The following is a 26,784-nucleotide window of genomic DNA, read 5'->3' as shown; positions in this document are numbered from 1 at the left end:
GTTTCGCGGCCCCGTTTTAGTCAGATCATTCGTAGGAGAAGATCGAACCCAGTTGGTCCATCCGCTCCAGCGCCATGCCGGAGCCGCGCACCACGCAGGTCAGCGGGTCTTCCGCCACCAGCACCGGCAGGCCGGTTTCTTCCATCAGCAGGCGATCCAGGTCGCGCAGCAGCGCGCCGCCGCCGGTCAGCATCATGCCTTTTTCCGCGATGTCCGCGCCCAGCTCTGGCGGGGTTTGTTCCAGCGCGTTCTTCACCGCCGAGACGATGTTGTTCAGCGGGTCGGTCAGCGCTTCCAGGATCTCGTTGGACGAGATGGTGAACGAGCGCGGAATACCTTCCGACAGGTTGCGGCCCTTGACTTCCATCTCCTTGACTTCGGAACCCGGGAAGGCCGAACCGATGGCTTTCTTGATCGCTTCCGCAGTCTGCTCGCCAATCAGCATGCCGTAGTTGCGGCGGATGTAGTTGACGATGGCTTCATCGAACTTGTCGCCGCCCACGCGCACGGAGCCCTTGTACACCATGCCGCCCAGCGAGATGATGCCCACTTCGGTGGTGCCGCCGCCAATGTCGACCACCATCGAGCCGGTCGCGTCCGACACCGGCAGGCCGGCGCCGATCGCCGCTGCCATCGGCTCTTCGATCAGGTACACCTGCGAGGCGCCGGCGCCCAGCGCCGATTCGCGGATCGCGCGGCGTTCCACCTGGGTCGAGCCGCACGGCACGCAAATGATGATGCGCGGCGATGGGCGGAAGAATTTGGAGTCGTGCACCATGCGGATGAACTGCTTCAGCATTTGCTCGGTGACGGTGAAGTCGGCAATCACGCCGTCTTTCATCGGGCGGATCGCCTCGATGTTGCCAGGTACTTTACCCAGCATCTGCTTTGCTTCCTTACCAACCGCTTGAATGGTCTTCTTGCCATTCGGGCCGCCTTCCTGGCGGATCGCCACCACCGAAGGTTCATCCAGAACGATGCCTTGGCCGCGAACGTAGATCAGGGTATTGGCCGTGCCCAAGTCAATGGCCAGGTCGGAGGAAATGTAACGACGTAAAAAACCAAACATTAAAGTGTCCTGTGGCGCTACCAGTGTGCGCGTAAACCGTTGAGTGAAAATTCTGTCCGAATGCGGCGGCAGCAATGATTCAGCGCCGACAACGCATCAACCCGCCATTCTACCTTATAATTTGACTGCGATTTATCGAAAATCCACCCAAAAGTGCAGTGCCTGAGCCCGCGATTTAAGCGGCATTCGTCGGTAGTTGCAGACGAATAGGCAGAAATTCAAGATCTTTATCAATATTACAATTAACCGCGCCATGTCCCTGACCTTATCCGACGTAACCCGCATTGCCAAACTGGCCCAACTTGAGATGAGCGAGCAGCAGGCCGCGACGGCGCTGGACCAGCTGAATGGCATTTTTGCGCTGGCCGGGCAGATGCAGGCGGTCGACACCGAAGGCGTTGCTCCGCTGAGCCATCCGCTGGCGGCGCACATGAACAACATCGCCCTGCGCCTGCGTGAAGACGTGGCCAGCGAACCAGATCGCCGCGACGACTATCAAACCGTGGCGCCGAAGACCCAGGACGGCCTGTACCTGGTGCCGAAAGTGATCGACTAAACAGACCACCGCCGTCATTCCGGCGGAAGCCGGAATGACGGACGACGCAACGAATTCAATTGAAACGCCATGCACACCAAAACCATTAAAGAGCTGTCCGCACTCCTGCAAAGCAAAGCGATTTCCGCCACCGAACTGGCCACGCACTTCCTCGACCGTATCGAGAAAAGCGATCTGAACGCCTTCCTGCACGTGGACCGCGCACTGACCCTGGCACAAGCCGCCGAAGCCGACGCGCGCATCGCCGCCGGCACCGCCACTCCGCTGACTGGCGTGCCGATCGCCCACAAGGACATCTTCGTCACCCAGGGCTGGCGCTCCACCGCCGGCTCCAAAATGCTGGCCAACTACGTCAGCCCATTCGACGCCACCGTGGTCGAGAAGTTCCGCAAAGCCGGCATGGTCACCCTGGGCAAACTGAACTGCGACGAATTCGCCATGGGCTCGGCCAACGAGAACTCGGCCTTCGGCGCGGTGAAAAACCCGTGGGACAAGAGCGCCGTGCCGGGCGGGTCGTCGGGCGGCTCGGCAGCGGCGATTGCCGCGCGCCTGTCGCCGGCCGTCACCGGCACCGACACCGGCGGCTCGATCCGCCAGCCGGCCGCCTTCTGCGGCATCACCGGCATCAAGCCGACCTACGGCCGCGTCTCGCGCTTCGGCATGATCGCGTTTGCCTCGTCGCTGGACCAGGGCGGCCCGATGGCGCAAACCGCCGAGGATTGCGCCCTGCTGCTGAACGCCATGGCCGGCTTCGACGAACGCGACTCGACCTCGCTGACGCCGGAACTGGGCGGCGTGGACGAAGACTACACCCGCGAACTGGGCCAGCCGCTGACCGGCCTGCGCATCGGCGTGCCGAAGGAATACTTCGGTGAAGGCCTGGCGAAAGACGTGGAAGACGCCGTGCGCGCCGCGCTGGCCAAGTACGTGGAACTGGGCGCGACGCTGGTCGATATCTCGCTGCCGAATACCGCGCTGTCGATCCCGGCCTACTACATGATTGCGCCAGCCGAAGCCTCGTCCAACCTGTCGCGCTTTGACGGCGTGCGCTACGGCTTCCGCGCCGAAGGCTACAAGGATCTGCAGGACATGTACCGCAAGACGCGCGACCAGGGCTTCGGTCCGGAAGTCAAGCGCCGCATCATGGTCGGCACCTATGTGCTGTGCCATGGCTACTACGACGCCTACTACCTGAAAGCGCAAAAGATCCGCCGCCTGATCGCGCAGGACTTCGAGAAGGTGCTGAACGGTCCGCATGCCGTGTGCGACGTCATCATGGGTCCTGTGGCGCCAACCGTGGCCTGGGACCTGGGCGACAAGTCGGACGATCCGGTGGCCGCCTACCTGGCCGACATCTACACCCTGTCCACCAGCCTGGCCGGCCTGCCTGGCATGTCGATCCCGGTCGGCTTCGGCGCGAAGAATCGCCCGGTCGGCCTGCAGATCATCGGCAAGCACTTTGGTGAAGCCAAACTGCTGAACGTGGCGCACGCCTACCAGCAAGCCACCGACTGGCACACCCGCGCTCCGGCCGGCATCTAAGAACAACGAATACAGCGAGAATCATATGGAATGGGAAGTCGTCATCGGTATTGAGAACCACGTACAGCTCACTACCGCATCTAAAATCTTCAGCGGCTCGCCGACCACCTTTGGCGCCGAGCCAAACACGCAAGCCAGCCCGGTTGACCTGGCGCTGCCGGGCGTGCTGCCGGTGATGAACAAACAGGCGGTGGATCGTGCGATCCGCTTCGGCCTGGCCGTGGGCGCGAAGATCGCGCCGGCCTCGATCTTCGCCCGCAAAAACTACTTCTACCCGGATCTGCCGAAGGGCTACCAGATCAGCCAGTTCGAAGACCCGGTGGTACAGGGCGGCGCCATCACCTTCGGCTACGACAAGGACGGCGAATTCGTCACCAAGACCGTCAATCTGACCCGCGCCCACCTGGAAGAAGACGCCGGCAAATCGCTGCACGAAGACTATGCCGGCATGTCGGGCATCGACCTGAATCGCGCCGGCACGCCGCTGCTGGAAATCGTCTCCGAGCCGGAAATCCGCAGCGCCGCTGAAGCGGTCGCATACTGCAAAGCCCTGCACTCGCTGGTGATGTGGCTGGGCGTCTGCGACGGCAATATGCAGGAAGGCTCGTTCCGCTGCGATATCAACGTCTCCGTGCGTCCGAAAGGCCAGAAGGAATTCGGCACCCGCTGCGAGATCAAGAACCTGAACTCGTTCCGCTTCATCGAAGAAGCCGTGCACGTGGAAGTGCGCCGCCAGATCGAGCTGATTGAAGACGGCGGCAAAGTGGTGCAGGCCACCCGCCTGTACGATCCGGACAAAAAAGAAACCCGCGAAATGCGCAGCAAGGAAGACGCGCAGGACTACCGCTACTTCCCGGACCCGGACCTGCCGCCGCTGGTCATCTCCAACGCCTGGATCGATCAGGTGAAAGGCTCGATGCCGGAACTGCCGGCCGCCATGCGCGCACGCTTCGTCAGCGAATACGCCCTGCCGGAATATGACTCGCTGGTGCTGACCGCCTCGAAAGCCATGGCGACTTACTTCGTGGCCGTGGTGGATGCGGCGGGCAAGGAAAACGCCAAGGCCGCCGCCAACTGGCTGATGGGCGACGTGTCGTCGACCCTGAACCGCGAAGGCGTGGACATCGCCGACGCGCCGGTCAAGCCGGCGCAACTGGCGCTGATGCTGAAGCGTATCGCTGACGGCACCATCAACAACAAGACCGCCAAGGAACTGTTTGGCGACATGTGGGCCGCCAGGTCGGACGACGACAATCTGGTCGATGCGCTGATCGAATCGAAAGGCCTGAAACAGATTTCGGACACCGGCGCGCTGGAAGCGATCGTCAACGAAGTCATTGCCAACAACGCCAAGTCGGTGGAGCAGTATCGCGCCGGTAAGGAAGCTGCGATCAACGCCCTGATCGGCCAGGCCATGAAAGCCTCGCGCGGCAAAGCCAACCCGGCGCAGCTGACCGAACTGCTGAAAGCCAAGCTGGCCGGCTGATCCCCGTCCCGCAGAAAACGCCCCGCCGGCTGACGCCCGCGGGGCGTTTTTTTATTGGAAATGTAGTCAAATTACTATATATTTACGCACTATAAGTAGTTAAATTACAAAGGAGAGACATGGACCTGCAATTCCGCGCCGCCCCGGCCCTGCTGCCCCACGCCGTTCCCGGCGGTGTGCGCTTCTTCTTCGATGCCCCGGCAGATGCGCGCAGCGTCGCGCTGGCGGGCACGTTCAACTGCTGGGCGGGCGACGTCTGCATGATGGAGCGCGTCGCTGGCGTGCGCTGGCAGGTGACGCTGCCGATAGCGGCCGGCCGCCATCTCTACAAATTCGTCATCGACGACCGGGACTGGATACCCGATCCCGCCAATCCATGGATCTCCGAGGATGGCCAGAACAACTCCTGCCTGACCGTCGATGAAACCGGTGCGGTGCTGATGCGCCAGCACGGCATGAGTGCCGCCGCGCCCGGCCCGCTGCATGCGCGCGCCGCGCTGGCCAGCCCGGCGTGGCTGCGCGACGGCGTGATCTACCAGCTGTCGGTGCCGGCCTTCGGCGGCGACTTCGATGGCGTGCGCGCCAGGCTCTCCTACCTGGACGAATTGGGTGTCGATGTGTTGTGGATCATGCCCTTCCACCCGATCGGCATCGAAGGACGGCGCGGCGCGCTGGGCGATCCCTACGCTGTGCGCGATTTCAACAGCATCGATCCTGCGCTGGGCGATGCGGCGGCCCTGCGCGCGCTGGTGGCGGCAGCGCACGATCGCGGCATGCGCGTCATCATGGACTGGACGCTCAACCGCAGCAGCGTGGACCATCCGTTCACGCGCGAGTATCCGCACTGGTACACGCAGCGTGCCGACGGCAGCATCTACTACGCCGTGCCAAATCGCGACTACTTCGCCGGCTTTAACTTTGCCAACAGCGAGTTGCGGCAGTACCTGATCGCCAGCATGCGCTGCTGGATCGAACGCTTCGGCTTCGATGGGCTGCGCTTCGACGACTCCGACATCACGCCATGCGACTTCCTCGACGAAATCCGCGCGGAGCTCAGCGCGCTGCGTCCGGACATCGCCCTCATCTCGCAGTCCTACGACGAATTCCACCACCTGGCCGCCTGCGACCTGACCTACGAAGGCGGCACGCGCGAAATGCTGCGCCAAGCCGACAACAGCGCCTTCGCCCGCTACTGGAATGAATCCACCTACAGCTTCCCGCGCGGCGCCTTGCGCATGCGCTGGCTGGAAGACAAGGAACAAGGCCGCATCTCCACCTTCCTCGGCACTGAAGCCCATCGCCCCGCCGCCGCCGTGATGCTATGCATGGACGGCGTGCCGCACATCCTGATGGGACAGGAATTCAACGAACCTGCATGGACCGGCTGGCAGGTACTGTTCGACGGCTGGCGGCTGGACTGGACAGCCTTCGACAGCGATATGTACGCCCACTACCAGACGCTGATCGCTCTGCGCCGCCGCCACGCCACGCTGCGTACCGGCGCCACAGCTTTCCTGGACGGCCTGCCGTCCGGCGCCATCGGCTTCACCCGCAGCGACGCCAGCCACCGCCTTACGGTGCTGGCCAACCTGTCATCCAGTGCGCAAACCTTCTCCCCCGAACTGGCGCGGATTGAACCGCTCTACGCCGCCGGCTGGCGCGCCGAAGACGCCACACTGGCGCCGCACGGCTGGATCATCGCACGACAAAATTAAAGTATACATTTTTGTCTAGACAGAATATTCTACGTCTACCGCCTTCAGGGAGACGTCATGAGTATTCCGAAACCGACCGCCGCCGAACTCGAACTGCTGCAGGCATTGTGGCCGCTCGGTTCAGCCACCGCCAAGCAGGTGCACGAAGCCATGCTGGCCGATAAACCGGAGCTGGCCTACGGCACCGTGCTGCGCCTGATGCAGATCATGCACACCAAGGGCATTCTGACGCGCGACGAAAGCCAGCGCTCGCACATCTACGCGCCGGCGCAGGCGCAGGACAGCATGCAATCGAGCCTGCTCAAAGATCTGATGCAGAAGGCCTTCGCCGGCTCGGCCAAGGCGCTGGTGCTGGCCGCGCTGCGCTCCGGCATCTCCAAAAAGGAACGCGCAGAAATCGAAAAACTGCTCAAGGAAGAAGACAAATGAGCGCCTTCATCTTCGCGCTCGGACTGACGCTGATGCACTTCCTGTGGCAAGGCCTGCTGCTTGGTTGCGCCACTGCTGTCGCCCTCACCCTGCTGCGCAACAGCCGCGCCGAATATCGCTACGTGGTCGCCTGCGCCGGCCTGCTGGCTTGCCTGTGCTGGCCGGCGCTGGAACTATGGCAGCGCCTCGCCAGTGATGCCGCGGCCGCCAGCGCCAGCTCCCCTGTCCTGCCCTGGATGGGCGATGCATTCAGTGACAACATAACAGGGTTCAACCTGCGCGACGCGCTGCGCTATGTGGTCAGCCTGTGGGCGCTGTGCGCCGCCATGCTGGCGCTGCGCGTGGTGGCCGGACTGCTGTGGATCGATCGCGTCAGCCGCCAGCCGGCCAGCCACCCGGATCACTTGCGCTGGGAGCGCGACCTGGAGCAGCTGGCACGCCGCCTCGGTATCACGCGCACCGTGCGCTTGCGGGTGATCGACGCGCTGGCCAGTCCCGTCACCGCAGGCTGGTGGCAGCCGGTGGTACTGGTGCCGGCAGCGCTCGTCGGCGGGATGCCGCCCGAGCTGCTGCAAGCCTTGCTCGCACACGAAATGGCGCACATCAAGCGTCACGATTACCTGGTCAACCTGCTGCAAAACCTGATTGAGACGCTGCTGTTCTACCACCCCGCCGTGTGGTGGCTGTCGAACCGCATCCGCCTCGAACGGGAATTGATCGCAGACGATATCGCAGCAAGTCAGCTTGGCGAACCGCGGCGCCTGGCGCTTGCCTTATCTGAACTGGAGCGGCTCCGGTTCTCTCATCATCAACTGGCCCAAGCGGCCAATGGAGGAAATCTCATGCAACGCATCCAACACCTGCTGCGCCCCGCGCCGCAAGCCCTGAACTGGAAAGCCGCAGTCGCCATGCTGGGCGTGGCCGTGGCCTGCCTGTCGGTGTACGCCCAGGCCAGCGCCGCCGACAAAAGCGCGTCTGGCTTCAAGCCCGCGCTGATCGACTTCAACAGCTGCGCCAAACCGGTCTGGCCCGACGGCGCCATCGCCGCCCAGCGTACCGGCACGGTTCAATTGGAATTCAAGGTCGGCAAGGACGGCAAGGTCAAAGAGTCCAGCGTGGACCACAGCAGCGGCCACCCGGACCTCGACGAAGCGGCGCGCATCGGCATCAGCAAGTGCCAATTCAAGCCCGCCACCAAAACCGGCAAGCCGATCGAGACCAAACAGAAAATGCAGTACGTCTGGACGTTGGAGTAAACGTATAGATTCCTGCACCGGGGGCATTACATGCCCTTGAAGCGGTGCTGGAAACGTTGGCTGACTGGCAGGCGCAGAGGGTGGCCGCGCAGGGTCAGCCACACGGCGCCGTCGGCATCCCGGTTGACGGCGGCGATGCGCTTGACGGCCACCAGGTAGCCACGGTGAATTTGCCAAAAGCCCGCCTCCTCCAGTTGCCCGGCCAGATCCTTCAAGGGTGTGCGGATGTGGGCTTCCAGTTGATCAGTGACCACCCGCGTGTACTTGAGTTCCGAACCGAAGTAGATCACTTCGTTCAGGTCGATGAAATGAATAGTGTTGCCCACGCTGGCCTGCAGCCACGCGGGCGGCTTTTTCGGCGCCAGTTGTTGCACCAGCCGCGTGAGATCGGGCGGCGGCGTACCGAGGCGGCTGCGCAGACGCTCGACAGCGCGCGCCAACCGCGCGGTATCAAAAGGTTTAAGCAGGTAATCCACCGCGCCTTCGTCGAACGCTGCCAGGGCGTGTTCCTGATAGGCCGTCACGAACACGACGTGCGTGCGTGAGCCGAAGGTGCGCGCCACTTCCAGTCCGCTCAGGCCCGGCATGCGGATATCCAGAAAGGCGATGTCCGGCACCAGCTCGCGCGCAAGCCGCAGCGCTTCGATGCCGTCGCCGGCGGAGGCCACCAGTTGCGCCTCTGGCCACAGCGCGGCCAACGCCGCGGCCAGTTCGGCACGCAGCAGCGGCTCATCGTCCGCGATCAGGATGCGAGGGGCGTTGTTCATGCAGGCTCCGGGCGGGATAAGGGGAGACTCATTTCAGCGACGGTCCAGCCGTCGGCGCCGATGCTCAGGCGCAGGCTGGCCGCGCTGCCATACAGGGCTTCCAACCGTTGGCGCACATTGCGCAGGCCAACGCCGCTACCCAGCACTGCGTCGCCCAGGCCAGCGCCGTTGTCGCGCACCGCCACCAGCACGCCGCCATCCGCGCGCTGCGCGCGCACGGTGACGGTGACCGCGCCGGCGTGCGGCTCGACGCCATGCTGCACAGCGTTTTCCACCAGAGGCATCAGCATCAGCGGCGGCAACGCCAGCTCGCGCACATCGTCGGCACAGTCGACGTCCACGTTGAGACGTTCGCCATAACGTATCGCCATCAGCTCCAGATAGTGGCCAGCCAGCTCGCACTCGCGGCCCAGCGTGGACATCGGGCTACGCAGGTCGGGCAAGGCGCTGCGCAGGTAGGCGATCAGGTGATCCAGCATGCCGACCGCCCGTTCCGGCTGGTGCCGCACCAGATAGCGCGTGTTGGCCAGCGTGTTGTACAGGAAGTGCGGCTCGATTTGCGCCTGCAAGGCCTTCAGGTCGGCCGCCATCGCCGCCTGCGACAGCTGGGCGATATGCAAGGTGCGCGCGCGGTGCTGCGCCATCCATAAAGGCAGCACGAACAACAGCATGAACAACAGCGCCTGCACCGCCATCACCTGCGCTTCGTTCAGCGGATTGATGCCGATCCAGGACAGGCCCACCGCGTAAATCCAGCCCGCGCCCGCAGTGTCGGCGCAACCCAGTACCAGCAAGGCCGCCCACAATGCCGTCCAACTGCGCCCGGCAGTGCGGCGCTGCATCAGCAGCATCAAGCCGGCGGATATCCCCAGCGGCAGCACCAAGGCGGCAAACAACGCCAGCCAGGTGTATGCGCGCAGTTCGATCGCGGCCACCGTGCCGGCGCCGGCCAGCAGCGTGCTCAACGCGCACTCGCGCAACGAGCACGCTGCCACGCGCCGCAAGGCCTGCGGCGGGCCATCCACCCCGGAGCCGCGCCATGCCGTTGCCGCCGTCATAGGACCGGCTTCTCCGGCAGACGCGCAGCCGGCATCACATCCACCGGCACGATCTTGCCCACCACCTCGAACGACAGCTGATCGATCCATACCTGGCCGCTGCCGGCGTTGATCACGCCGAAGGAAATGGTAGTGCCATCCTCCGGCACATCCAGCGTCACGCTGCGCGCCTGCCACGCCGCCGTGCCCTTGATCGGCTGGTCGCTGCTGTTGTAGAAGGCCGCGTTCTGGCGCTGCTGCGCCTGCACCTGCATCCACAAGCCGGCCCAGTTGCTGACATCTCGCGTCTTGATCATGGCGCGGAAGCGCACACGCTGGCCAAGATAGCGCTGCGCCGAGATCACCTGCACCAGCGAACCGAAGCCTTTGTCCTCGCCCTGCGCATAACGCAGGAACTTGGCGCCCTTGCCGCTGATGGTTTCGACGTTGTCGATGCCGGCCTGATAGGAGGTGGCATGGTCGCCCGAGATAAACCACGGCGGCGGCAGCTTGCCGACCGATTCCGCCGCCACCACCCACAGCGAAGTGGCGGCGGCAGCTGCTGCGATGACGTGCAAGGTCTTCATAGCGAAGGCGTCTCCGCAGGCATTTGACGGGGCGGCATCACATCCACCGGCACCTCCTTGCCCACCACTTCCAGCGACAAACGGTCTATCCAGACCTGCCCGCGGCCGGCATCGATAACGCCAAAGTTCAGCGTCGCGGCATCGGCAGGAATGTCGAGCGTGACGCTGCGCAGCTGCCAGTCGGCGCTGCCGTTGATCGGTTTATCCTGGCTGTTGTAAAAGGCCGCAGGATACTGTTCGCCGTGCCGCAAGGCGCTCATCCACAAACCGGCCCACTGACTGACCTCACGCGTCTTGACCATCGCCTGGAAGCGCACGCGCTTGCCCTGGTAGTTCCTGGCCGAGATCTGCTGCATCAGCGTGCCGAAAGCCGTATCGTCGCCCTCGACGTAGCGGATGAAACGCGCGCCCTTGTCGCTGACGGCTTCCTTGCTGTCGATACCGATTTCATAGGACTTGGGGCTGCCGCCGGCCAGTGTCCAGCCTTCGACCGGGGCTGCGCCCGCCGTGGCGCTCAGGCACGCCAGCAGGACCATGCTTACGATTTTGTTGTTCATCATTTCTCCAGGTGGATGACGGATTGTCATGAGCGCTACTGTGCATTGCTGAGCACCAGCCGTGGGAACGATGCGACAGACGCTGGCCGGGGCGGATAAGCGCAGCGAACGCTGGATTACCGCGCCATCCAGTCGAGGATGTCGGCGAAGATCTGTTCGCGATTGAGTTCGTTGAAGTTTTCGTGGAAGTTTTGCGGATAGCGCTGGTAAGTCAGCAGCGCCGGCGGCACGGACTTCAGCATCGCCTCGGCGGCATTGGCGTCGGCCAGCTTGTCGTCGCCGGCCACCACCGCGAACAATGGCTGCGTCCATGACGGCATGCGCGCGGCCAGCCCCTGCTGCGCCTTGGTCAGCGCATTACCGAAGCGGACCGTGATTTCGGTGGCGCGGATGCCGTCGCGTTCATCAGCGTAATGGCGCGCGGTGATGCTGCTGTCGTGCGTGAGCTGATGGGTGAGCGACTCCAGTGGCACTTTCATGCGCGGCGCCAGCGCTTCCAGCACGCCGGCCAGCGCCAGCAGCAGCGGCGACACCTTGATCGCGTTCACGTAGTACGGCGAAGACAGGATGTAGCCCTTGATCGCGGCCTCACCGGCAAAGTGGCCGAGCGCGAGGTGGGTCGCAATCAGCGCGCCCATCGAGTGGCCCATCACGTAAATCGGCAAGCCCGGATACTGCTGCTTGACCCAGTGCAGAAACAGCAGGCTGTCGTCGAGGAAGACATCAAAGCCGGGGATATCGACGCGGCGCGCGTCCTGGTGGCCGCACAGGTCGTAGGCCACGGTGGCAATGCCGTGCTGGCGGAAGTACAGCGCCGGGGTGACGTAGTCGCCGCCATGCGCCATGCCGCCGTGGATGGCGAGGATAACCGCGCGCGGCACATCCGGTTGCCACAGGTGGACGCGGCGCTGCACGCCCTGCCCTGCGGCGAATGTGGTCAGCCTGTCTTCGGAAAACCGCATCAAGCGGTGATGCTCAGATTGATGCCCATTTCAACCAGTGTGGTCATGTCGGCCAGCGAGAAATCCAGGCTGGGCGTCGACGCGCCCTGGTCGGTCGGGAAAGACACGCGCAGCTCGGCCGCGACGTCGGAACGTTCGAAGTGGATGCCGCGCGCCTGGCACTCGCCCAGGTAAAAACGGATCTGCTTGAGCAGCTCGTCCGGATTCTGCTCGGTACCGATGGCCACATAAAAACCGGAGTCGATGCGCACCCGGCCGTCGGGCTTGACGTCGCCCTTTTGCCAGTCGCCGTGCGGCTCAGTTGGCAGACCATCACGGATGTCTGCCAGGCCTTCGTCGTCGCCGTGTACCTTGAGTGTTGCGATATTCATTGGTCTGCCTCTGAGTGGTCTCCTACCGCGAGGAGGTTACACCATAGAAATATCAAAGTCTAGCAATATAGCTAATTAGGCAATGCCGTAACGGCTGCGGTAAGCCGCCACCGCGTCCTTGTACCGGGCCAGTTGCGGATCGGCGCCGGCGCCGTTCAGGAAACCGAACAGATCGTCCAGATTGCCGATCGAAATCACCGGAATGCCATACTTCTCGGTCACTTCCTGCACTGCCGACAATTCTGACAGTTGTCCGTCTTTGCCGGCGCGCTCCATGCGGTCCAGCGCGATCAGCACGGCGCACGGCTCGGCGCCGGCGGCGCGGATCATCTCCACCGATTCACGCACCGAGGTGCCGGCCGAGATCACGTCGTCGATGATGACCACCTTGCCTTGCAGCTTGGCGCCAACGATGGTGCCGCCCTCGCCATGGTCCTTGGCTTCCTTGCGGTTGAAGGCGAACGAAGTGTTGCTGCCCTTGCCGGCCAGCGCGACGGCCGTGGCCGAGGCCAGCGTGATGCCCTTGTAGGCCGGGCCGAACAGCATGTCGAACTGGACGCCGGAATCGAGCAGGGTTTGCGCGTAGAACTGCGCCAGCTGGGCCAGGGTGGCGCCGTCATGGAACAGGCCGGCGTTGAAGAAGTACGGCGACTGGCGGCCAGCCTTGGTGGTGAATTCGCCGAAGCGCAGCACACCGGTGTTGACCGAAAACTGGATGAATTCTTGGCGTAAATTGTTCATGATGCCTCATTTCTTTAAAGTGCCGGTATTTTACCGCTACACTAGCGCATTCCGTATTTTCTGCCCTGAATCTTCTATGCCAAAAATCATTTCCGCCAACCTGAACGGCATCCGCTCCGCCGCCTCCAAAGGCTTTTTCACCTGGCTGGCCAAGCAGGACGCCGACTTCGTCTGCGTGCAGGAACTCAAGGCGCAAGCGCCGGACATGACGCCGGAATTCCTCAATCCCGGCGGCTACCACGGCCACTTCCACTACGCCGAGAAAAAAGGTTATTCCGGTACCGGCGTCTACAGCAAGATCGAACCGGACCGCGTGGTAATCGGCTTCGGCTCGCCTGAGTTTGACGCCGAGGGCCGCTACGTGCGCTGCGATTTCGGCCAATTGACCGTGATCTCGGTCTACTGCCCGTCCGGCTCGTCCGGGCCGGAGCGCCAGGAAGCCAAGTTCCGCTTCATGGACCTGTTCCTGCCGCACCTGCAGCAGCTGCACGCCGAGGGCCGCGAAGTGGTGATCTGCGGCGACTGGAACATCGCCCACAAGGAAATCGACCTCAAGAACTGGAAGGGCAACAAGAAGAATTCCGGCTTCCTGCCGGAGGAGCGCGCATGGATGACCCGCATCTTCGACGAAGTCGGCTACGTCGATGTGCACCGCGGCCTCGATCCGCGCGAAGAGCAATACACCTGGTGGAGCAACCGCGGCCAGGCTTACGCCAAGAACGTCGGCTGGCGCATCGATTATCACGTGGCCACCCCGGGCATTGCCGCCAAGGCCACCAGCGTGGCCATCTATAAAGATGAGAAATTCTCCGACCACGCGCCGCTGACCATTATCTACGACGCTGTGTAAGTGCTCACTTGCTGCGTTCCGCACTTGGAGTGCAGCAACTTCGTTGTATCGCGGCACAAATTTCAGCCTTATGAAATTTACTAATTAGAAATATCCATGTTTCATTGTTATCATTAGGGCTTTCCCAAAGATAACCTTGAGCGTCATGACTACCCCTGTCCTGCAGTCCGTCACCATCACCGACAACTCCACCATCGTGCTGCACTTTGACCGCGTGGTCGCCCGCGGCGATGGCAATATTGTGATCAGCGATGGCTATGCCCAGTCCTACTATGGCGCCGGGGGTCTGAAAGAACGTATCGTCGGCGCCACCGACGCGCGCACGCTATCGGCCGGCGATCCGCAGATCAGCTACGGCAAGGATGTCACGATCCACCTCAGCAGCGCGCTCAAGAACGGCTTGACTTACAGCGTCACCATGAACGCCGGCGCGGTGGAAGAAAGCGACGGCGGCAGCGGCAACGCGGCCATCAGCTCGCCGCGGCTGTTCAACTTTGCCGCCACCGGCACGGCAGCCTCGGTGGCCACGCCATCGGCCGCGGTCGGCACCACCATACACTTCACCGACACTGGCACCAACAGCAGCGACTACATCACCGCCTCGCAAGACCAGGTGGTGACCGGCACCTACAGCGGCACCCTCGGCGCGAATGAGTTTGTCCAGGTATCGCTGGACAACGGCGCCAGTTGGCACAAGGCCACCGTCAACACCAGCGCCAAGACCTGGAGCTACAGCGGCCAGATCGACCTCGACAATCTGACCGCCGGCAGCGGCGGCGCCCTGGATGGCAATCTGCTGGCACGCGTGAGCAATATCGCCGGCGGCAGCAGCGCCCAGGCCAGCCATACCTACAGCTACAACAACCATCCGATCGAGATCGACGTCAGCAGCAACTTCACGTTTTCCGCCGACACCGGCGTCAGCACCTCGGACCTGATCACCAAAACCGCGAGCCAGACCATCAGCGGCACCTACGCGGGTTCGCTGTTGGCCGGCCAGACGGTGCAGGTGTCGGTCGATGGCGGCACTAGCTGGGTGAACGCCAGCGCCAGCGCCGGCACCTGGACCAGCAATACCAAGCTCACCCTGCTCAGCGGCACCCATGAGGTGCTGGCGCGCGTGACCGACGCCGCCGGCAACACCAGCGGCGTGGCCTCGTCCGAATACACCTTGCTGACCAGCGCCGTGTCGCTGGCCGGCCATGCGCTGACGCTGACCAGTGATTTCGACAGCGGCGTGTCGCACAGCGACGGCATCACCTACTCGGCGGAATTGATCCAGCTGAATGTGGCCGGCCTGCACGGCTTCCACGCCGGCGACGTCATCGAAATCGTCGACACCAGCCACAGCTCGGCGCTAGTGGCCAGCTACGAGATCCAGGCCTCCGACCTGTACTACGGCCAGGACTACTTCAGCGTTGACCAGTACGACCCAACCGCGCGCAGCACGATCAACATCGCGCTCGGCTCGCTGAGCGAAGGCGCCCACACGCTGGCCGCGCGCATTGTCGACATCGCCGGCAACACCGGCACCGCCAGCAGCACCAGCGCCGTCACCCTCGACAGGACCGCACCGGTCATCTCGACCTCGGCGCCGGAGGAAGACGCCACCGGCGTCAGCACCGGCATCACCAAGCTGACTTTTACCTTCAACGAAAACATTGCGGTGGAAAACGGCACGGTGGTCCAGATCCGGGATGACCAGAATCCGGACAATATGCAGGAAGTCACTTTGTCGAGCAGCGCAGCCAGCGGCAAGACCCTGACCATCAACCTGACCAGCCCCCTGACCTCCGGCACCCATTACACGGTGCAGGGCGCCGCCATCAGCGACCTGGCCGGCAACTATGGCATCACCGGCGACAACCCGATGCTGCACTTCACCACCGCCGGCACCTACAGCGGCGGCTCGGTGCCCGGCGCGCTGAGCATCGGCTACGAAGACACCGCACCGGCCTGGGACACCGACTCCGGCTCGGCACTGCACACGGACGGCATCACCAGCAACAGCCGCATCAGCATCAGCGGCGTGGACAGCGGCGGCGCGTGGTACTACCGTCTCGGCTCGACCGACAGCTGGCACCTGGGCAGCGGCGATGGCTTCAATCTGGCCGACGGCAACTACGCGATGGACAGCATCCAGATCAAGCAGGTGGTCGACGGCGTGGACAGCTCGATTACCAGCCTCAGCACCGCGCTGACAGTGGACACGGTGGCATCCACCGCACTGGTGGTGGGCCAGTCGTTCACCAGCGGCGCCAGCAGCATCGATGGCGGTATCAGCGGCAGCACCGACACCTCGAACGAGCTGGTGGAAGTCAGCTTCGACCACGGCGCCACCTGGGTGGAAGCCACCACAACATATCAAGGCGCGGGCGTGTCGACCTGGCAGCTGAACGGCATCGCCAGCCAGTTGGGCGACAACTATGCGCTGCGCCTGAGCGACGGCGCCGGCAACATCACTCCGTTCCCCGGCCAGTCCGCCGCCGGCGTGGCTTACTACCTGGCCGACGGCGGCGTGACGTTCAGCCACGCGTCGGACAATTACACTTCGGTGATCGGCGGCGATGGCGGCGACACCATTACCCTCGGCAGTCACGCTCTGGTGATTGGCGGCGACAACGACACCGTTGTGGTGGGCGCGAACGCCATCGTTGGCGTCGGCGACAACGCCAGCGTGCAGACCGGCAACGGCAGCAACGTGGTTGTCGCCGGTTTTGCGGCCAGCGTCACCACCGGCAGCGGCGCCGATGTGATTTCGCTGGACGGCTTCGCCAGCGCGGTCATTCACGCCGGCGCCGGCGCGGATACGCTCAACCTGGCCAATGACACCACCGCTTCGTTGTCCAGCCTGTTCAACTTCACCGGCATCGACACGCTGAACTTTGCGTCCGACGGCACCAACCATCTGTCGATCTACGGCACCGCCAGCGTGACGGCGTTCACCGACAACAGCCGCCTGAACATCACCAACACCGGCGGCGGCGCCACCACCATCACGCTGGACAGCACGACCTGGCAAGCCGACGGCACCTCGGGCGGGTATAACATCTATCACAACACGGGTTCGACTGTCACCGTGGCGGTGATCGTCGGCGTCACCGTCGAGCTGTCGCCAATTTCGGCCTGACCGTCACAGGGTGCGGCGCGAGCGGAACTCGCGCCATTCGCCGCTGAGCGGATCGATGAAGCTGATGGCGCGCGCCAGCAGCTGCAAGGGCTGCGAGACGTCGTCCTGCTTGCACGGCAGCGCCACCGGATAGAAGGCGTCGTTGACGATCGGGATGCCCAGCGACGACAGGTGCACGCGCAACTGGTGCTGGCGGCCGGTATGCGGATACAGGCGGTACAAAGTCAGTTCGCCGCGATGCTCGATCACATCGATCAGCGTTTCCGAATTCGGTTCGCCCGCCACTTCCTTCATCACGAAGAATTTATCGCCCTCCACCATGCGGCTGCGATAGGTAAACGGGAACTGCACATCGTGCAGGCGTGGCGCCAGCGCCTCGTACTCCTTGTCGATCACGCGCTTCTGGAACATCGACTGATACACGCCGCGGCTGGCGGCACTGCGGGAGAAGATCACCACGCCGGCCGTCTCGCGGTCCAGCCGGTGGATCGGCACCAGGTCTTCTTCGCCCAGGGTTTTGCGCAGCCGTACCAGCAGCGTCTCGTGCAGGAAACGGCCGGACGGTATCACCGGCAGGAAGTGCGGCTTGTCCACCACCACCAAATGTTCATCCAGGTGCAGGATCTCTTCCCGGAACGGGATCGGCGTTTCGGCGTGTTCCAGCTCGCGGTAGTAAAACATGCGCAGACCGCGCCTGAAGCGGCTGGATGGCGTCAGCGGCTTGCCGTCGCCATCGACCACATCGCCGCGCGCCATGCGCTCGCGCCACGCCGCCTCGCTCACGTCCGGAAAACGCGCCACCAGAAAGCTGATCATGTCCGGCCAGTCGCCCTGCGGCAGATACAGATAGCTGGGCGCGACACCGTCGCGCATGGGCAGCGGGTGGCGCGACATGTCAGGACTTGGGCAGCGCCAGCGAGCGGTATGGCTGCAGCTTGTTCGGGTCCAGGCCCTTGGCGCGCGCGTACACCGGCAGCACCAGATGCATATTGGCGTTCATCTCGCGGATGCGGTCCTTGCCGGCCGGGTGGGTCGACAGGAAGCTGATCGGCTGGTTCTTGTTGATCGCGCCCATCTTCTCCCACAGCGCGATGCCGGCGCGCGGATCGAAACCGGCGCGCGCGGCCAGGTCCATGCCGACCAGATCGGCCTCGGTCTCGTCGCTGCGCGAGAAGCTCAGCGAAGCCACCTTGGCGGCGCCGCTGCCGACCGCGTCGCCCAGGCGCGGGTCAAGGCCAAAGTACGCCGCGCCGGCGGCGCCGGCCACGCGGCCCAGCAGCGAGGTGACGTTGTTCTTGCCAGCCTGCTCGCGCGCGTGCTCGCGCAGCGCGTGGGCGATCTCGTGGCCCATCACCATCGCCACTTCATCGTCGGTCAGATTCAGCTTGGTCAGGATGCCGTTATAGAAGGCGATGCGGCCGCCCGGCATGCAGAAGGCGTTAACGGTGTCGGAACGCAGCAGGTTGACCTGCCAGTCCCACTTGGCCGCATCCGGGTTCCAGCGCGTGGTGAACGGAATGATGCGCTTGGCGATGGCGCGCAGGCGGATCAGCTGCGGATTGGTGTCGGTGGCCACCGCATCCTTCTTGTGCGCCTCGGACAGCATCTGGTTGTACTGCAGTTTCGACTGTTGATCGAACTGCGCGGCGTCGGCGCCGGCCAGGCCACGCATGCGCGACAGCTTGGAAACCGGAATACCGTCATCCTGCGCGTACAGCGACATCGCGCTGGTACAGAGCAGCAGCGCCAGCACGGCGCTCTTCAATTTAAACTTTTTCATGTCCACTATTCCACGGAGCGATTTTGGGCAGCATCATCATTGCAGGGAATGCAAGGATAAAGCAGACGATAAAGAACCAGAACCATCCGGTTTCGGCAACAATATACCCTACCGAAGAATTGATGAATGTGCGCGGGACCGCAGCCAGGCTGGAAAACAGCGCATATTGCGTGGCCGTGTAGCGCGGATCGGTCGCGCGCGACATGAAGGCCACCAGCGCCGCCGAGCCAAGCCCCAGGCTGGCGAATGCCTCAAAGCCAAACACGGCGCTCAGCAGCAGCTTGTCCGGGCCGACCTGCGCCAGCCAGGCAAAGCCGAGGATGGCAATCGCCTGCAGCACGCCAAACACCCACAGCGCGCGATTGATGCCCAGCTTGATCATCCAGATGCCGCCCACGGCGCCGCCGGCCAGGCTGGCCCACCAGCCGGTGGCGTTGGCCGCCAGGCCGATGTCCTTGGTGGAGAAGCCGATATCGAGGAAGAATTTGGTCGACAGCGCGGTCGACATGGTGTCGCCGATCTTGTACAGCAGGACGAAGGCGATGATGAACAACGCCTGTTTCCAGCCATCGCGCCGCACGAATTCCAGGAACGGCAGCACCACCGCTTCCTGCAGGTTCTTCGGCGGCTCGCCGTACAGCGTCGGCTCCTTGCTCAGCAGCGTGCACACAAAGCCCGGCAGCATGAAGGCCGCCACGGTCCAGAACACGACTTGCCACGGCTGGCTGTCCGCCATCACCAGGCCCAGCGCGCTGGGAATCAGGCTGGCCGCCTTGTAGGCGTTGACGATGATGGCCGCGCCCAGGCCCTGCTCTTCCTCCGCCAGAATCTCGCGCCGGTAAGCGTCGATCACCACGTCCTGGCTGGCCGACAGGAAGGCGATCAGGAACACCATGCCGGCGATCAGCGACAGCTCCAGCTTCGGGTCCAGCATGCCGAGGCCGCCGATGAAGGCGAACAGCGCCAGCTGGGTCAGCGCCATCCAGCCGCGCCGGCGGCCCAGCGGCAGCACGGTGTAGCGGTCCATGAACGGCGCCCACAGAAACTTGAAGGTGTAGGGGAACATGGCCAGGCCGAACAGGCCCAGCGCCTTGACGTCCAGCCCGGACTTGGCCAGCCACGCCTGCATCAGGTAGATCAGGGTATAGAGCGGCAGCCCTGAACTGAATCCCAGGAACAGGATGGAAACAGTGCGTCCGTTGAGGTAGCTATGCCAGGGCCGGGTTTGGGTCATTATTTTTTTCGTAGTCGGAACACGGCCAGATCGCCGCGCAGGTTAGGCAGGAAGGATACACGCTTCCCCTCGGCCAGCGCTACACATTCGATCACTTCCAGCCCGCACTCCGCCGCCAGGTCGCGGAAGTCGTTGATGGTGGCGCAGCGCAGGTTGGGCGTGTCGTACCATTCGTACGGCAGCGATTCCGACACCGGCATGCGGCCCTTCAGCAGGGCCACGCGGTGCGGCCAGTAGGCAAAATTGGGGAAGGACACGATGGCCTCCTTGCCGACGCGGACGATGTCGCGCAACAGCGCTTCCACGTGCTTCATCATCTGCAGCGAGGACAGGCACAGCACCGTGTCGAAGCTGTTGTTGCCAAACAGGGCCAAGCCCTTTTCCATGTCCTGCTGGATCACGCGCACGCCGCGCTGGGTGCTGGCCAGTACCTTGTCGTCGGCCAGTTCGATGCCGTAGCCGCTGCATTGCTTGTCGCTCTGCAGATAGTCCATCATCACGCCGTCGCCGCAGCCCAGGTCCAGCACATGCGATCTGTCGCCGATCCAGTGGGCGATGAAGGCCAGATCCGGCCGTGCCGCGCTCAATTCGTTGAAGTTCATACCTTGCCCTCGATCTCGTTCCACACCTGGCCGTAATAGGCGCGCACCATGTTCATATAGCGCTGGTCCTCCAGCAGGAAGGCATCATGGCCGTGCGGCGCATCGATTTCCGCGTAAGTCACCTGGCGGCGGTTGCTGACCAGGGCCTGCACGATTTCGCGGCTGCGCTCCGGCGAGAAACGCCAGTCGGTGGTGAAGGACGCCAGGAAGAACTTCGCCTTGGTGCCGGCCAGGGTTTTGGCCAGGTCGCCGCCATGCAGACGCGCCGGATCAAAGTAGTCCAGCGCCTTGGTGATCAGCAGGTAGGTGTTGGCGTCAAAGTACTCGCTGAACTTGTCGCCCTGGTAGCGCAGGTAGGATTCGATTTCAAAGTCGACGCCGAAGTCGAACTTGTAGTCGCCGCTCTCGGCAAAGTCGCGCAGCTTGCGGCCGAACTTCTCCGCCATGTCGTCGTCCGACAGGTAGGTGATGTGGCCGACCATGCGCGCCACGCGCAGGCCGTTCTTCGGCACCACGCCGTGTTCGTAGAAATCGCCGCCGTGGTAATCGGGATCGGACAGGATGGCCTGGCGCGCCACGTCGTTGAAGGCGATGTTCTGCGCCGACAGCCTGGGCGTGGAAGCGATCACCACGCAGTGGCGCAGGCGGTCCGGGTACATGATGGACCACGACAGCGCCTGCATGCCGCCCAGCGAACCGCCCATGACGGCGGCGAACTGCTGGATGCCCAGCGCGTCGGCCAGGCGCGCCTGCGCAGCCACCCAGTCTTCCACCGTCACCACCGGGAAGGCGGCGCCATAGGGCTTGCCGGTGGCCGGGTTGGTATGCATCGGACCGGTGGAGCCGAAGCAGGAACCGAGGTTGTTAATCCCGATGACAAAGAATTTGTCGGTGTCCAGCGGCTTGCCCGGACCGACCATATTGTCCCACCAGCCGGTGCTTTTCGGCTTGCCCTCGTATTCGCCGGCCACGTGGTGCGAGGCGTTCAGTGCGTGACAGACCAGCACCGCGTTGGACTTGTCGGCGTTGAGGGTGCCGTAGGTTTCGTACATCAGCATATAGTCGCGCAGCGACGCGCCGCTTTGCAGGAGCAGGGGCTCGGCAAAATGCATGGTTTGCGGCTTAACGTATCCCAGGGATGACATTGGCTCTAGTTGTTATTCGAGGGGCGGCCCCACGGGCCATCAATCAAGGCGGGACCGCGTATGAAGGGTCCCGCCGACTCACATCAACTGTAATTGTTCGACCGCGTCTGCAATCACGTTGGGTTCCATCGAGCGCATGATCTTGCGGGTTTGCGGCATGATGCGCGCAAGGTCGCTGTTCAGGATTTCCTGCTTGACCGAGAGCAGTTGGGCCGGATGCATCGAGAATTCCCGCAATCCCATGCCCAGCAGGAGGCGTGTCAGTTTGACATCTCCCGCCATTTCGCCGCACACGGCGACGTCGATCCCGGCTTTATGCCCGGCCGCAATCGTCATCGAGATCAATTGCAGCACAGCCGGATGCAGCGGATTGTAAAGGTGTGCGACCTCATAATCAACCCGGTCGATGGCCAGCGTGTACTGGATCAGGTCATTGGTGCCGATCGACAGGAAGTCCATGCGCTTGACGAACATCGGCAGCGCCAGCGCCGCCGCCGGAATCTCGATCATGGCACCGACATCGACATGTTCGTCAAACTTGACATTCTGCTCACGCAGTTCAGCCTTGGCCTGCGCCACCATGGCCAGCGACTGGTCGATTTCGAAGGCATGCGCCAGCATCGGAATCAGGATGCGCACCTTGCCAAAGGCGGAGGCGCGCAGGATGGCGCGCAGCTGCGTCAGGAAGATCTGCGGCTCCGCCAGGCAGTAACGGATGGCGCGCAGGCCCAGCGCCGGATTGAGCGCGGTCTGCTCGCTCTGATCGAGCGGCTTGTCGGCGCCGATGTCCAGGGTGCGGATGGTGACCGGGCGGCCCTTCATGGCCACCACGGCTTTCTTGTACTGCTCGAACTGCTCGTCCTCGGACGGGATCTTGCTGTTGCGGCCCATGAACAGGAACTCGGAACGGAACAGCCCGACGCCATTGGCGCCCGCCTCCAGCGCGGCCGGGCAGTCGTCCGGCAGCTCGATATTGGCCAGCAGGGTGATCTCGGTGCCGTCCTTGGTGATGGCCGGCGTTTTCTTCAGCTTCTGCAGTTTTTTGCGCGCGCGTGCGGCGGCGCCCTGGCGTTCGCGGTACTGCTCCAGCACCAGCGCGCTCGGGTTGGCGATCACCACGCCGGCGTCGCCGTCGATGATCAGCCAGTCGTCCTGCTCGATCAGGGTGGAGGCGCCGGACATGCCGACCACCGCCGGAATATCCAGCGAACGCGCGACGATGGCGGTGTGCGAGTTCTGGCCGCCGACATCGGTCACAAAGCCGATGAAGGAGCGGTCGCGGAACTGCAGCATGTCGGCTGGCGAGATATCGTGCGCGACGATGATCATCTGCGGCTGCGCCTCGTCCTCGCCGCCTTCGGCCTTGGGCAGCATCTGCTCGGTGCCCATCAGGACCTTGAGCACGCGTTCGGCCACTTGCTGGATATCGGCCTTGCGCTCGCGCAGGTAAGGGTCTTCGATTTCGTCAAACTGCGCCGACAGCTCATCGATCTGGGTCAGCAGCGCCCATTCGGCGTTGTAGTGGCGGGTGCGGATGATGTCGAGCGGCGCTTCCGAAATCATCGGATCGGACAGGATCAGCGCATGCACGTCAATGAACGCGCCCAGCTCGGTCGGCGCATCCTTGGGCAGCTCGTTCCACAGCGTCTGCAGTTCCTTGTGCACGGCGGCCAGCGCCTGCTGCAGGCGCGTGACCTCGGCCTCGACCTGCTCTTCCGCCACCAGGTAGTGCTTGACGTCCAGCGCCGCCGGCGCCAGCAGGTGGGCGCGGCCGATCGCAATGCCGCGCGAAACCGGAATGCCGTGCAGGGTGAACGAGGCCATCGGCGGGCCTGCGGGAAAGCGGGGACGGCTGCGTTCCGCCGCCATTACTCGCCTTCGCCGAACTTGTCGTTGACCAGGGCGGTCAGGGCGGCGACGCAATCGCCTTCATCATCGCCATCGGCTTCCAGCAGGACTTTGGCGCCCTTGCCGGCCGCCAGCATCATCACGCCCATGATGGATTTGGCGTTGATGCGGCGCGCGTTACGCGTCAGCCAGACATCGCTTTTGTACTTTGCTGCCAGTTGGGTAAATTTGGCGGAAGCGCGCGCATGCAAACCAAGCTTGTTGATAATTTCGAGTTCTTGCTGAATCATTTTTCTTTTGTCTCAATCAGAGTGCGCATTGCTAAAAAAACGCCGGCATCAGCCGACGCGTGTCCGGTTGTCGACGCGCACTGCTCCACTTTGCGCGCCGGCCAGGGCCATCTCGACCACCACATCCAGCGTGTCGCGGCGGTAGGTGATGGCGCGCAGCAGCATCGGCAAACTGATGCCCGCGATCACCTCCACCCGGCCCGCATCGGCCAGCCGGTTGCAGCAGTTGGCGGGCGTGCCGCCTTTGACGTCGGTGATGACCAGCACGCCGTCGCCATCGTCGAGACGCTTGATCGCCGCCGACGCCAGGTTCTGGACTTCGCCCAGATCCTGGTCGGCAATCACGTCGATCGCTTCCAGGTGCTCGGTCGGACCACGAAACACGTGGGCGCAGGCAGCAAGAAAGGCCTGTCCCAGTGGTGCGTGCGTCATAAGCAGTATGCCTACCATATTGTTAAACCGCCAGTGAGTATTGAAGATTTCATCGGCCCAGCGCCACCGCCGCCTCGACCGCATCGATGAAAGTCGCCGCCACCGGGAAGCCGGCTTGCTGGGTGATCTCCTGGAAACAGGTCGGGCTGGTGACGTTGACTTCGGTCAGGAAGTCGCCGATCACATCTAATCCTACCAGCAACAGGCCGCGGGCGGCCAATATCGGCCCGAGGGCGTTGGCGATTTCAAAGTCGCGCTCGGTCAGCGGCTGCGCCACGCCGATGCCGCCGGCCGCCAGGTTGCCGCGCACTTCGCCGTTTTGCGGGATGCGCGCCAGCGAGTACGGCACCGGCTTGCCGCCGATGACCAGGATGCGCTTGTCGCCCTTGACGATGTCCGGGATGTAGCGCTGGGCCATGATGGTTTGCTGGCCGTGGTGGGTCAGGGTCTCGATGATGGAGCCGAGGTTCATGCCGTCGGCGGTCACGCGGAAGATGCCGGCGCCGCCCATGCCGTCCAGCGGCTTGAGGATGATGTCGCCATGCTGCTTCTGGAAAGCACGGATGCGCGCCTCGTCCGCGGTCACCAGCGTTGGCGAGGTGAACTGGCTGAACTGGGCGATGGCCAGCTTTTCATTGTGGTCGCGGATGGCGGACGGCTTGTTGAACACCATCGCGCCCTGCTTTTCGGCCAGCTCCAGCAGGTAGGTGCCGTACACGTACTCCATGTCGAACGGCGGGTCCTTGCGCTGGATGATGGCGTCAAACTCGCCCAGATTGGTTTCCACCGGATCGGCCGCGCGATACCAGTCCTGGCTGTCGCCGGTCAGGGTGATCTGCGCCACCCTGGCGCTGACTACGCCCTGCTCCACCGCCATGTCCTTTTGCTCGAAGGCATACACGGTGTGGCCGCGCTTGCCGGCTTCCACCATCATGGCGTAAGTGGAATCCTTGTAGGTCTTGAAGGTCGACAGCGGGTCAGCGAGGAAGGCGATTTTCATGAAACGTCCAGTTGAGGTAATAACTGATTTTAGTACACTTCCGGATTCGGATCCGTGCGCTCCATTTCCAGCGACGCCGCCAGCAGCGCCAGGCGCGCCACCACGCCATACACGTAGAAGCGGTTCGGCGCGGCCGTGCCCGGCTTGGCCTTGAGATCCGGCACCGCGTGCTGCTGGGCAAACGCCAGCGGCACATATTGCGAACCGGGCGCGTTCAGGTTCTGGTCGATGCCTTTCTCGGCGTGGATGCGGTAGAAGCCGCCCACCACGTAGCGGTCGATCATGTACACCACCGGCTCGGCCACCGCGCTTTCGATGCTCTCAAAGGTCGGCACGCCTTCCTGGATGATGAAGTCGGTCACTTCCTTGCCATCCTTGATGACGGTCATCTTGTCGCGCTGGGCCTGGGTCAGGTCCTTGATCTCGGCCGAATCCTTGATGGTCAGAATGCTGGTGCCATAGGTGCCGGCGTCCGGCTTGACGATCACGAACGGCTTCTGGTCCTTGATGCCGTATTCCTTGTACTTCTTCTTGATCTTGGCCAGCAGCGCATCGACATTGGCAGCCAGGCATTCATAGCCCTCGCCGGTGCGGAAATTGACCGCATCGCACCTGGCGTGGAACGGGTTCAGCATCCACGGATCAACGCCGATCAGCTTGCCGAACTTCTTGACCACCTCGTCGTAGGCGTTCATGTGGTTGCTCTTGCGGCGCAGCGCCCAGCCGGCGTGCAGCGGCGGCAGCAGGCTTTGCTCGTGGATGTTTTGCAGGATGTCCGGAATGCCGGCCGACAGGTCGTTGTTCAGCAAAATGGTGCACGGATCGAAATCCTTGAGGCCGACGCGGCGGCCATTCGGCGAGCGCACCAGCGGCTCCACCACCAGCATATTGCCGTCCGGCAGAGGCAGCGGGGTCGGCTGGGTGACTTCCGGCGACAGCGAACCGAGCCGCACGTGCAGGCCGGTCTGGCGGAAAATCTGCATCAGCCGGGCCACGTTTTGCCAGTACGTCGGGTGGCGCTGGGTGATTTCCGGAATCAGCAGCAGGTTGCGCGCGTCCGGGCAATACTTGTCGATCGCGGCCATGGCGGCCTGCACCGACAGCGGCAGCATCTCGGTGGCCAGCATATTGAAGCCACCCGGGAACAGGTTGGTATCCACCGGCGCCAGCTTGTAGCCGGCATTACGCATGTCAACCGAGCAATAAAACGGCGGCGTATGCTCCTGCCATTCGAGGCGGAACCAGCGTTCGATTGCGGGGGTGGCGGCCAGGATTTTTTCTTCCAGGTCGAGCAGGGGTCCGCTCAGGGCCGTGACGAGGTGGGGAACCATGTTTACATCCTTCTTACCGTGCGGACTATGCCAAATGAGGGCAAAAATCCTATTTTAAAGGCAGGCA

Annotated in this window: 26 protein-coding genes; 8 read left to right on the top strand and 18 right to left on the bottom strand. The window is 63.3% G+C overall.

Going from position 1 to position 26,784, the window contains the following annotated elements:
• Window positions 1-25 precede the first annotated feature (25 nt).
• Window positions 26-1,069 (bottom strand): rod shape-determining protein, encoded by a 1,044-nt coding sequence (locus ABDW57_RS24180; RefSeq protein ID WP_072789105.1) that lies wholly within the window; start codon window positions 1,067-1,069, stop codon window positions 26-28.
• Window positions 1,070-1,322: 253 nt separating this feature from the next.
• Here ABDW57_RS24180 and gatC point away from each other — a divergent pair, with 253 nt between their 5' ends.
• From gatC to ABDW57_RS24150, 6 genes are all read left to right on the top strand, one after another.
• Window positions 1,323-1,625 (top strand): Asp-tRNA(Asn)/Glu-tRNA(Gln) amidotransferase subunit GatC, encoded by a 303-nt coding sequence (gene gatC / locus ABDW57_RS24175; RefSeq protein WP_343732697.1) that lies wholly within the window; start codon window positions 1,323-1,325, stop codon window positions 1,623-1,625.
• A 69-nt stretch (window positions 1,626-1,694) separates the two neighbouring features.
• Complete coding sequence (gene gatA, locus ABDW57_RS24170; RefSeq protein WP_343732696.1) at window positions 1,695-3,167, top strand: Asp-tRNA(Asn)/Glu-tRNA(Gln) amidotransferase subunit GatA; 1,473 nt, start codon at window positions 1,695-1,697, stop codon at window positions 3,165-3,167.
• Between the two features lie 25 nt (window positions 3,168-3,192).
• Window positions 3,193-4,653 carry an Asp-tRNA(Asn)/Glu-tRNA(Gln) amidotransferase subunit GatB gene (gene gatB / locus ABDW57_RS24165; protein ID WP_343732695.1) on the top strand — a complete coding sequence of 487 codons (1,461 nt, stop codon included), beginning with the start codon at window positions 3,193-3,195 and terminating at the stop codon, window positions 4,651-4,653.
• A gap of 119 nt (window positions 4,654-4,772) precedes the next feature.
• The gene (locus ABDW57_RS24160) at window positions 4,773-6,368 is read left to right on the top strand and encodes an alpha-amylase family glycosyl hydrolase (RefSeq protein ID WP_343732694.1); all 1,596 of its coding nucleotides are present in this window, start codon (window positions 4,773-4,775) and stop codon (window positions 6,366-6,368) included.
• 57 nt (window positions 6,369-6,425) lie between these two features.
• Entirely contained in the window at window positions 6,426-6,797 is a 372-nt protein-coding gene (locus tag ABDW57_RS24155; protein WP_343732693.1) for a BlaI/MecI/CopY family transcriptional regulator, read from the top strand.
• Window positions 6,794-8,053 carry a M56 family metallopeptidase gene (locus tag ABDW57_RS24150; protein ID WP_343732692.1) on the top strand — a complete coding sequence of 420 codons (1,260 nt, stop codon included), beginning with the start codon at window positions 6,794-6,796 and terminating at the stop codon, window positions 8,051-8,053. Before ABDW57_RS24155 ends, ABDW57_RS24150 begins: the two co-directional genes overlap by 4 nt.
• 26 nt (window positions 8,054-8,079) lie before the next feature.
• Here ABDW57_RS24150 and ABDW57_RS24145 read toward each other — a convergent pair whose 3' ends face one another.
• The 7 genes from ABDW57_RS24145 to pyrE all read right to left on the bottom strand — a co-directional run bounded on the left by ABDW57_RS24145 (window position 8,080) and on the right by pyrE (window position 13,075).
• Complete coding sequence (locus ABDW57_RS24145) at window positions 8,080-8,820, bottom strand: LytTR family DNA-binding domain-containing protein (protein ID WP_343732691.1); 741 nt, start codon at window positions 8,818-8,820, stop codon at window positions 8,080-8,082.
• The gene (locus ABDW57_RS24140) at window positions 8,817-9,878 is read right to left on the bottom strand and encodes a histidine kinase (protein WP_343732690.1); all 1,062 of its coding nucleotides are present in this window, start codon (window positions 9,876-9,878) and stop codon (window positions 8,817-8,819) included. Before ABDW57_RS24140 ends, ABDW57_RS24145 begins: the two co-directional genes overlap by 4 nt.
• Entirely contained in the window at window positions 9,875-10,444 is a 570-nt protein-coding gene (locus ABDW57_RS24135) for a transcriptional regulator (protein ID WP_343732689.1), read from the bottom strand. Before ABDW57_RS24135 ends, ABDW57_RS24140 begins: the two co-directional genes overlap by 4 nt.
• The gene (locus ABDW57_RS24130) at window positions 10,441-11,001 is read right to left on the bottom strand and encodes a transcriptional regulator (protein WP_343732688.1); all 561 of its coding nucleotides are present in this window, start codon (window positions 10,999-11,001) and stop codon (window positions 10,441-10,443) included. Before ABDW57_RS24130 ends, ABDW57_RS24135 begins: the two co-directional genes overlap by 4 nt.
• A 116-nt stretch (window positions 11,002-11,117) precedes the next feature.
• The gene (locus ABDW57_RS24125) at window positions 11,118-11,963 is read right to left on the bottom strand and encodes an alpha/beta fold hydrolase (protein WP_343732687.1); all 846 of its coding nucleotides are present in this window, start codon (window positions 11,961-11,963) and stop codon (window positions 11,118-11,120) included.
• Window positions 11,963-12,334 carry a hypothetical protein gene (locus tag ABDW57_RS24120; protein WP_343732686.1) on the bottom strand — a complete coding sequence of 124 codons (372 nt, stop codon included), beginning with the start codon at window positions 12,332-12,334 and terminating at the stop codon, window positions 11,963-11,965. The genes ABDW57_RS24125 and ABDW57_RS24120 overlap by 1 nt, the downstream gene beginning before the upstream one ends.
• Before the next feature lie 75 nt (window positions 12,335-12,409).
• The gene (pyrE, locus tag ABDW57_RS24115) at window positions 12,410-13,075 is read right to left on the bottom strand and encodes an orotate phosphoribosyltransferase (protein ID WP_343732685.1); all 666 of its coding nucleotides are present in this window, start codon (window positions 13,073-13,075) and stop codon (window positions 12,410-12,412) included.
• Window positions 13,076-13,151: 76 nt separating this feature from the next.
• Here pyrE and ABDW57_RS24110 point away from each other — a divergent pair, with 76 nt between their 5' ends.
• Both ABDW57_RS24110 and ABDW57_RS24105 read left to right on the top strand, forming a co-directional pair.
• Window positions 13,152-13,925, top strand: coding sequence for an exodeoxyribonuclease III (locus ABDW57_RS24110; RefSeq protein ID WP_343732684.1), 774 nt, complete (start codon window positions 13,152-13,154; stop codon window positions 13,923-13,925).
• Window positions 13,926-14,070: 145 nt separating this feature from the next.
• Window positions 14,071-17,055, top strand: coding sequence for an Ig-like domain-containing protein (locus ABDW57_RS24105; protein WP_343732683.1), 2,985 nt, complete (start codon window positions 14,071-14,073; stop codon window positions 17,053-17,055).
• Window positions 17,056-17,058: 3 nt separating this feature from the next.
• Here ABDW57_RS24105 and ABDW57_RS24100 read toward each other — a convergent pair whose 3' ends face one another.
• The 10 genes from ABDW57_RS24100 to gshA all read right to left on the bottom strand — a co-directional run bounded on the left by ABDW57_RS24100 (window position 17,059) and on the right by gshA (window position 26,717).
• On the bottom strand, window positions 17,059-17,949 hold the full coding sequence (locus tag ABDW57_RS24100) for a pseudouridine synthase (RefSeq protein ID WP_343732682.1): 891 nt from the start codon (window positions 17,947-17,949) through the stop codon (window positions 17,059-17,061).
• A gap of 1 nt (window position 17,950) precedes the next feature.
• Window positions 17,951-18,835 carry a M48 family metallopeptidase gene (locus ABDW57_RS24095; protein ID WP_343732681.1) on the bottom strand — a complete coding sequence of 295 codons (885 nt, stop codon included), beginning with the start codon at window positions 18,833-18,835 and terminating at the stop codon, window positions 17,951-17,953.
• The gene (locus ABDW57_RS24090) at window positions 18,822-20,069 is read right to left on the bottom strand and encodes an AmpG family muropeptide MFS transporter (RefSeq protein ID WP_343732680.1); all 1,248 of its coding nucleotides are present in this window, start codon (window positions 20,067-20,069) and stop codon (window positions 18,822-18,824) included. The genes ABDW57_RS24095 and ABDW57_RS24090 overlap by 14 nt, the downstream gene beginning before the upstream one ends.
• The gene (metW, locus tag ABDW57_RS24085) at window positions 20,069-20,671 is read right to left on the bottom strand and encodes a methionine biosynthesis protein MetW (RefSeq protein WP_343732679.1); all 603 of its coding nucleotides are present in this window, start codon (window positions 20,669-20,671) and stop codon (window positions 20,069-20,071) included. Before metW ends, ABDW57_RS24090 begins: the two co-directional genes overlap by 1 nt.
• Window positions 20,668-21,816 carry a homoserine O-acetyltransferase gene (locus ABDW57_RS24080; RefSeq protein ID WP_343732678.1) on the bottom strand — a complete coding sequence of 383 codons (1,149 nt, stop codon included), beginning with the start codon at window positions 21,814-21,816 and terminating at the stop codon, window positions 20,668-20,670. The genes metW and ABDW57_RS24080 overlap by 4 nt, the downstream gene beginning before the upstream one ends.
• 78 nt (window positions 21,817-21,894) lie before the next feature.
• Complete coding sequence (gene ptsP / locus ABDW57_RS24075) at window positions 21,895-23,640, bottom strand: phosphoenolpyruvate--protein phosphotransferase (protein WP_343732758.1); 1,746 nt, start codon at window positions 23,638-23,640, stop codon at window positions 21,895-21,897.
• Window positions 23,641-23,684: 44 nt separating this feature from the next.
• Window positions 23,685-23,954 carry an HPr family phosphocarrier protein gene (locus tag ABDW57_RS24070; protein ID WP_154360511.1) on the bottom strand — a complete coding sequence of 90 codons (270 nt, stop codon included), beginning with the start codon at window positions 23,952-23,954 and terminating at the stop codon, window positions 23,685-23,687.
• 48 nt (window positions 23,955-24,002) lie between these two features.
• Window positions 24,003-24,404: a PTS fructose transporter subunit IIA gene (locus ABDW57_RS24065; RefSeq protein ID WP_343732677.1), complete on the bottom strand. Its 402-nt coding sequence runs from the start codon at window positions 24,402-24,404 to the stop codon at window positions 24,003-24,005.
• Between the two features lie 31 nt (window positions 24,405-24,435).
• The gene (gene gshB / locus ABDW57_RS24060; protein ID WP_343732676.1) at window positions 24,436-25,386 is read right to left on the bottom strand and encodes a glutathione synthase; all 951 of its coding nucleotides are present in this window, start codon (window positions 25,384-25,386) and stop codon (window positions 24,436-24,438) included.
• Window positions 25,387-25,415: 29 nt separating this feature from the next.
• Complete coding sequence (gene gshA / locus ABDW57_RS24055; RefSeq protein WP_343732675.1) at window positions 25,416-26,717, bottom strand: glutamate--cysteine ligase; 1,302 nt, start codon at window positions 26,715-26,717, stop codon at window positions 25,416-25,418.
• Window positions 26,718-26,784: the final 67 nt, after the last annotated feature.

The organism is Duganella sp. (assembly GCF_039595735.1).
Taxonomy (GTDB): domain Bacteria; phylum Pseudomonadota; class Gammaproteobacteria; order Burkholderiales; family Burkholderiaceae_D; genus Rugamonas.
This window is presented reverse-complemented; position numbering and strand designations above follow the sequence as displayed.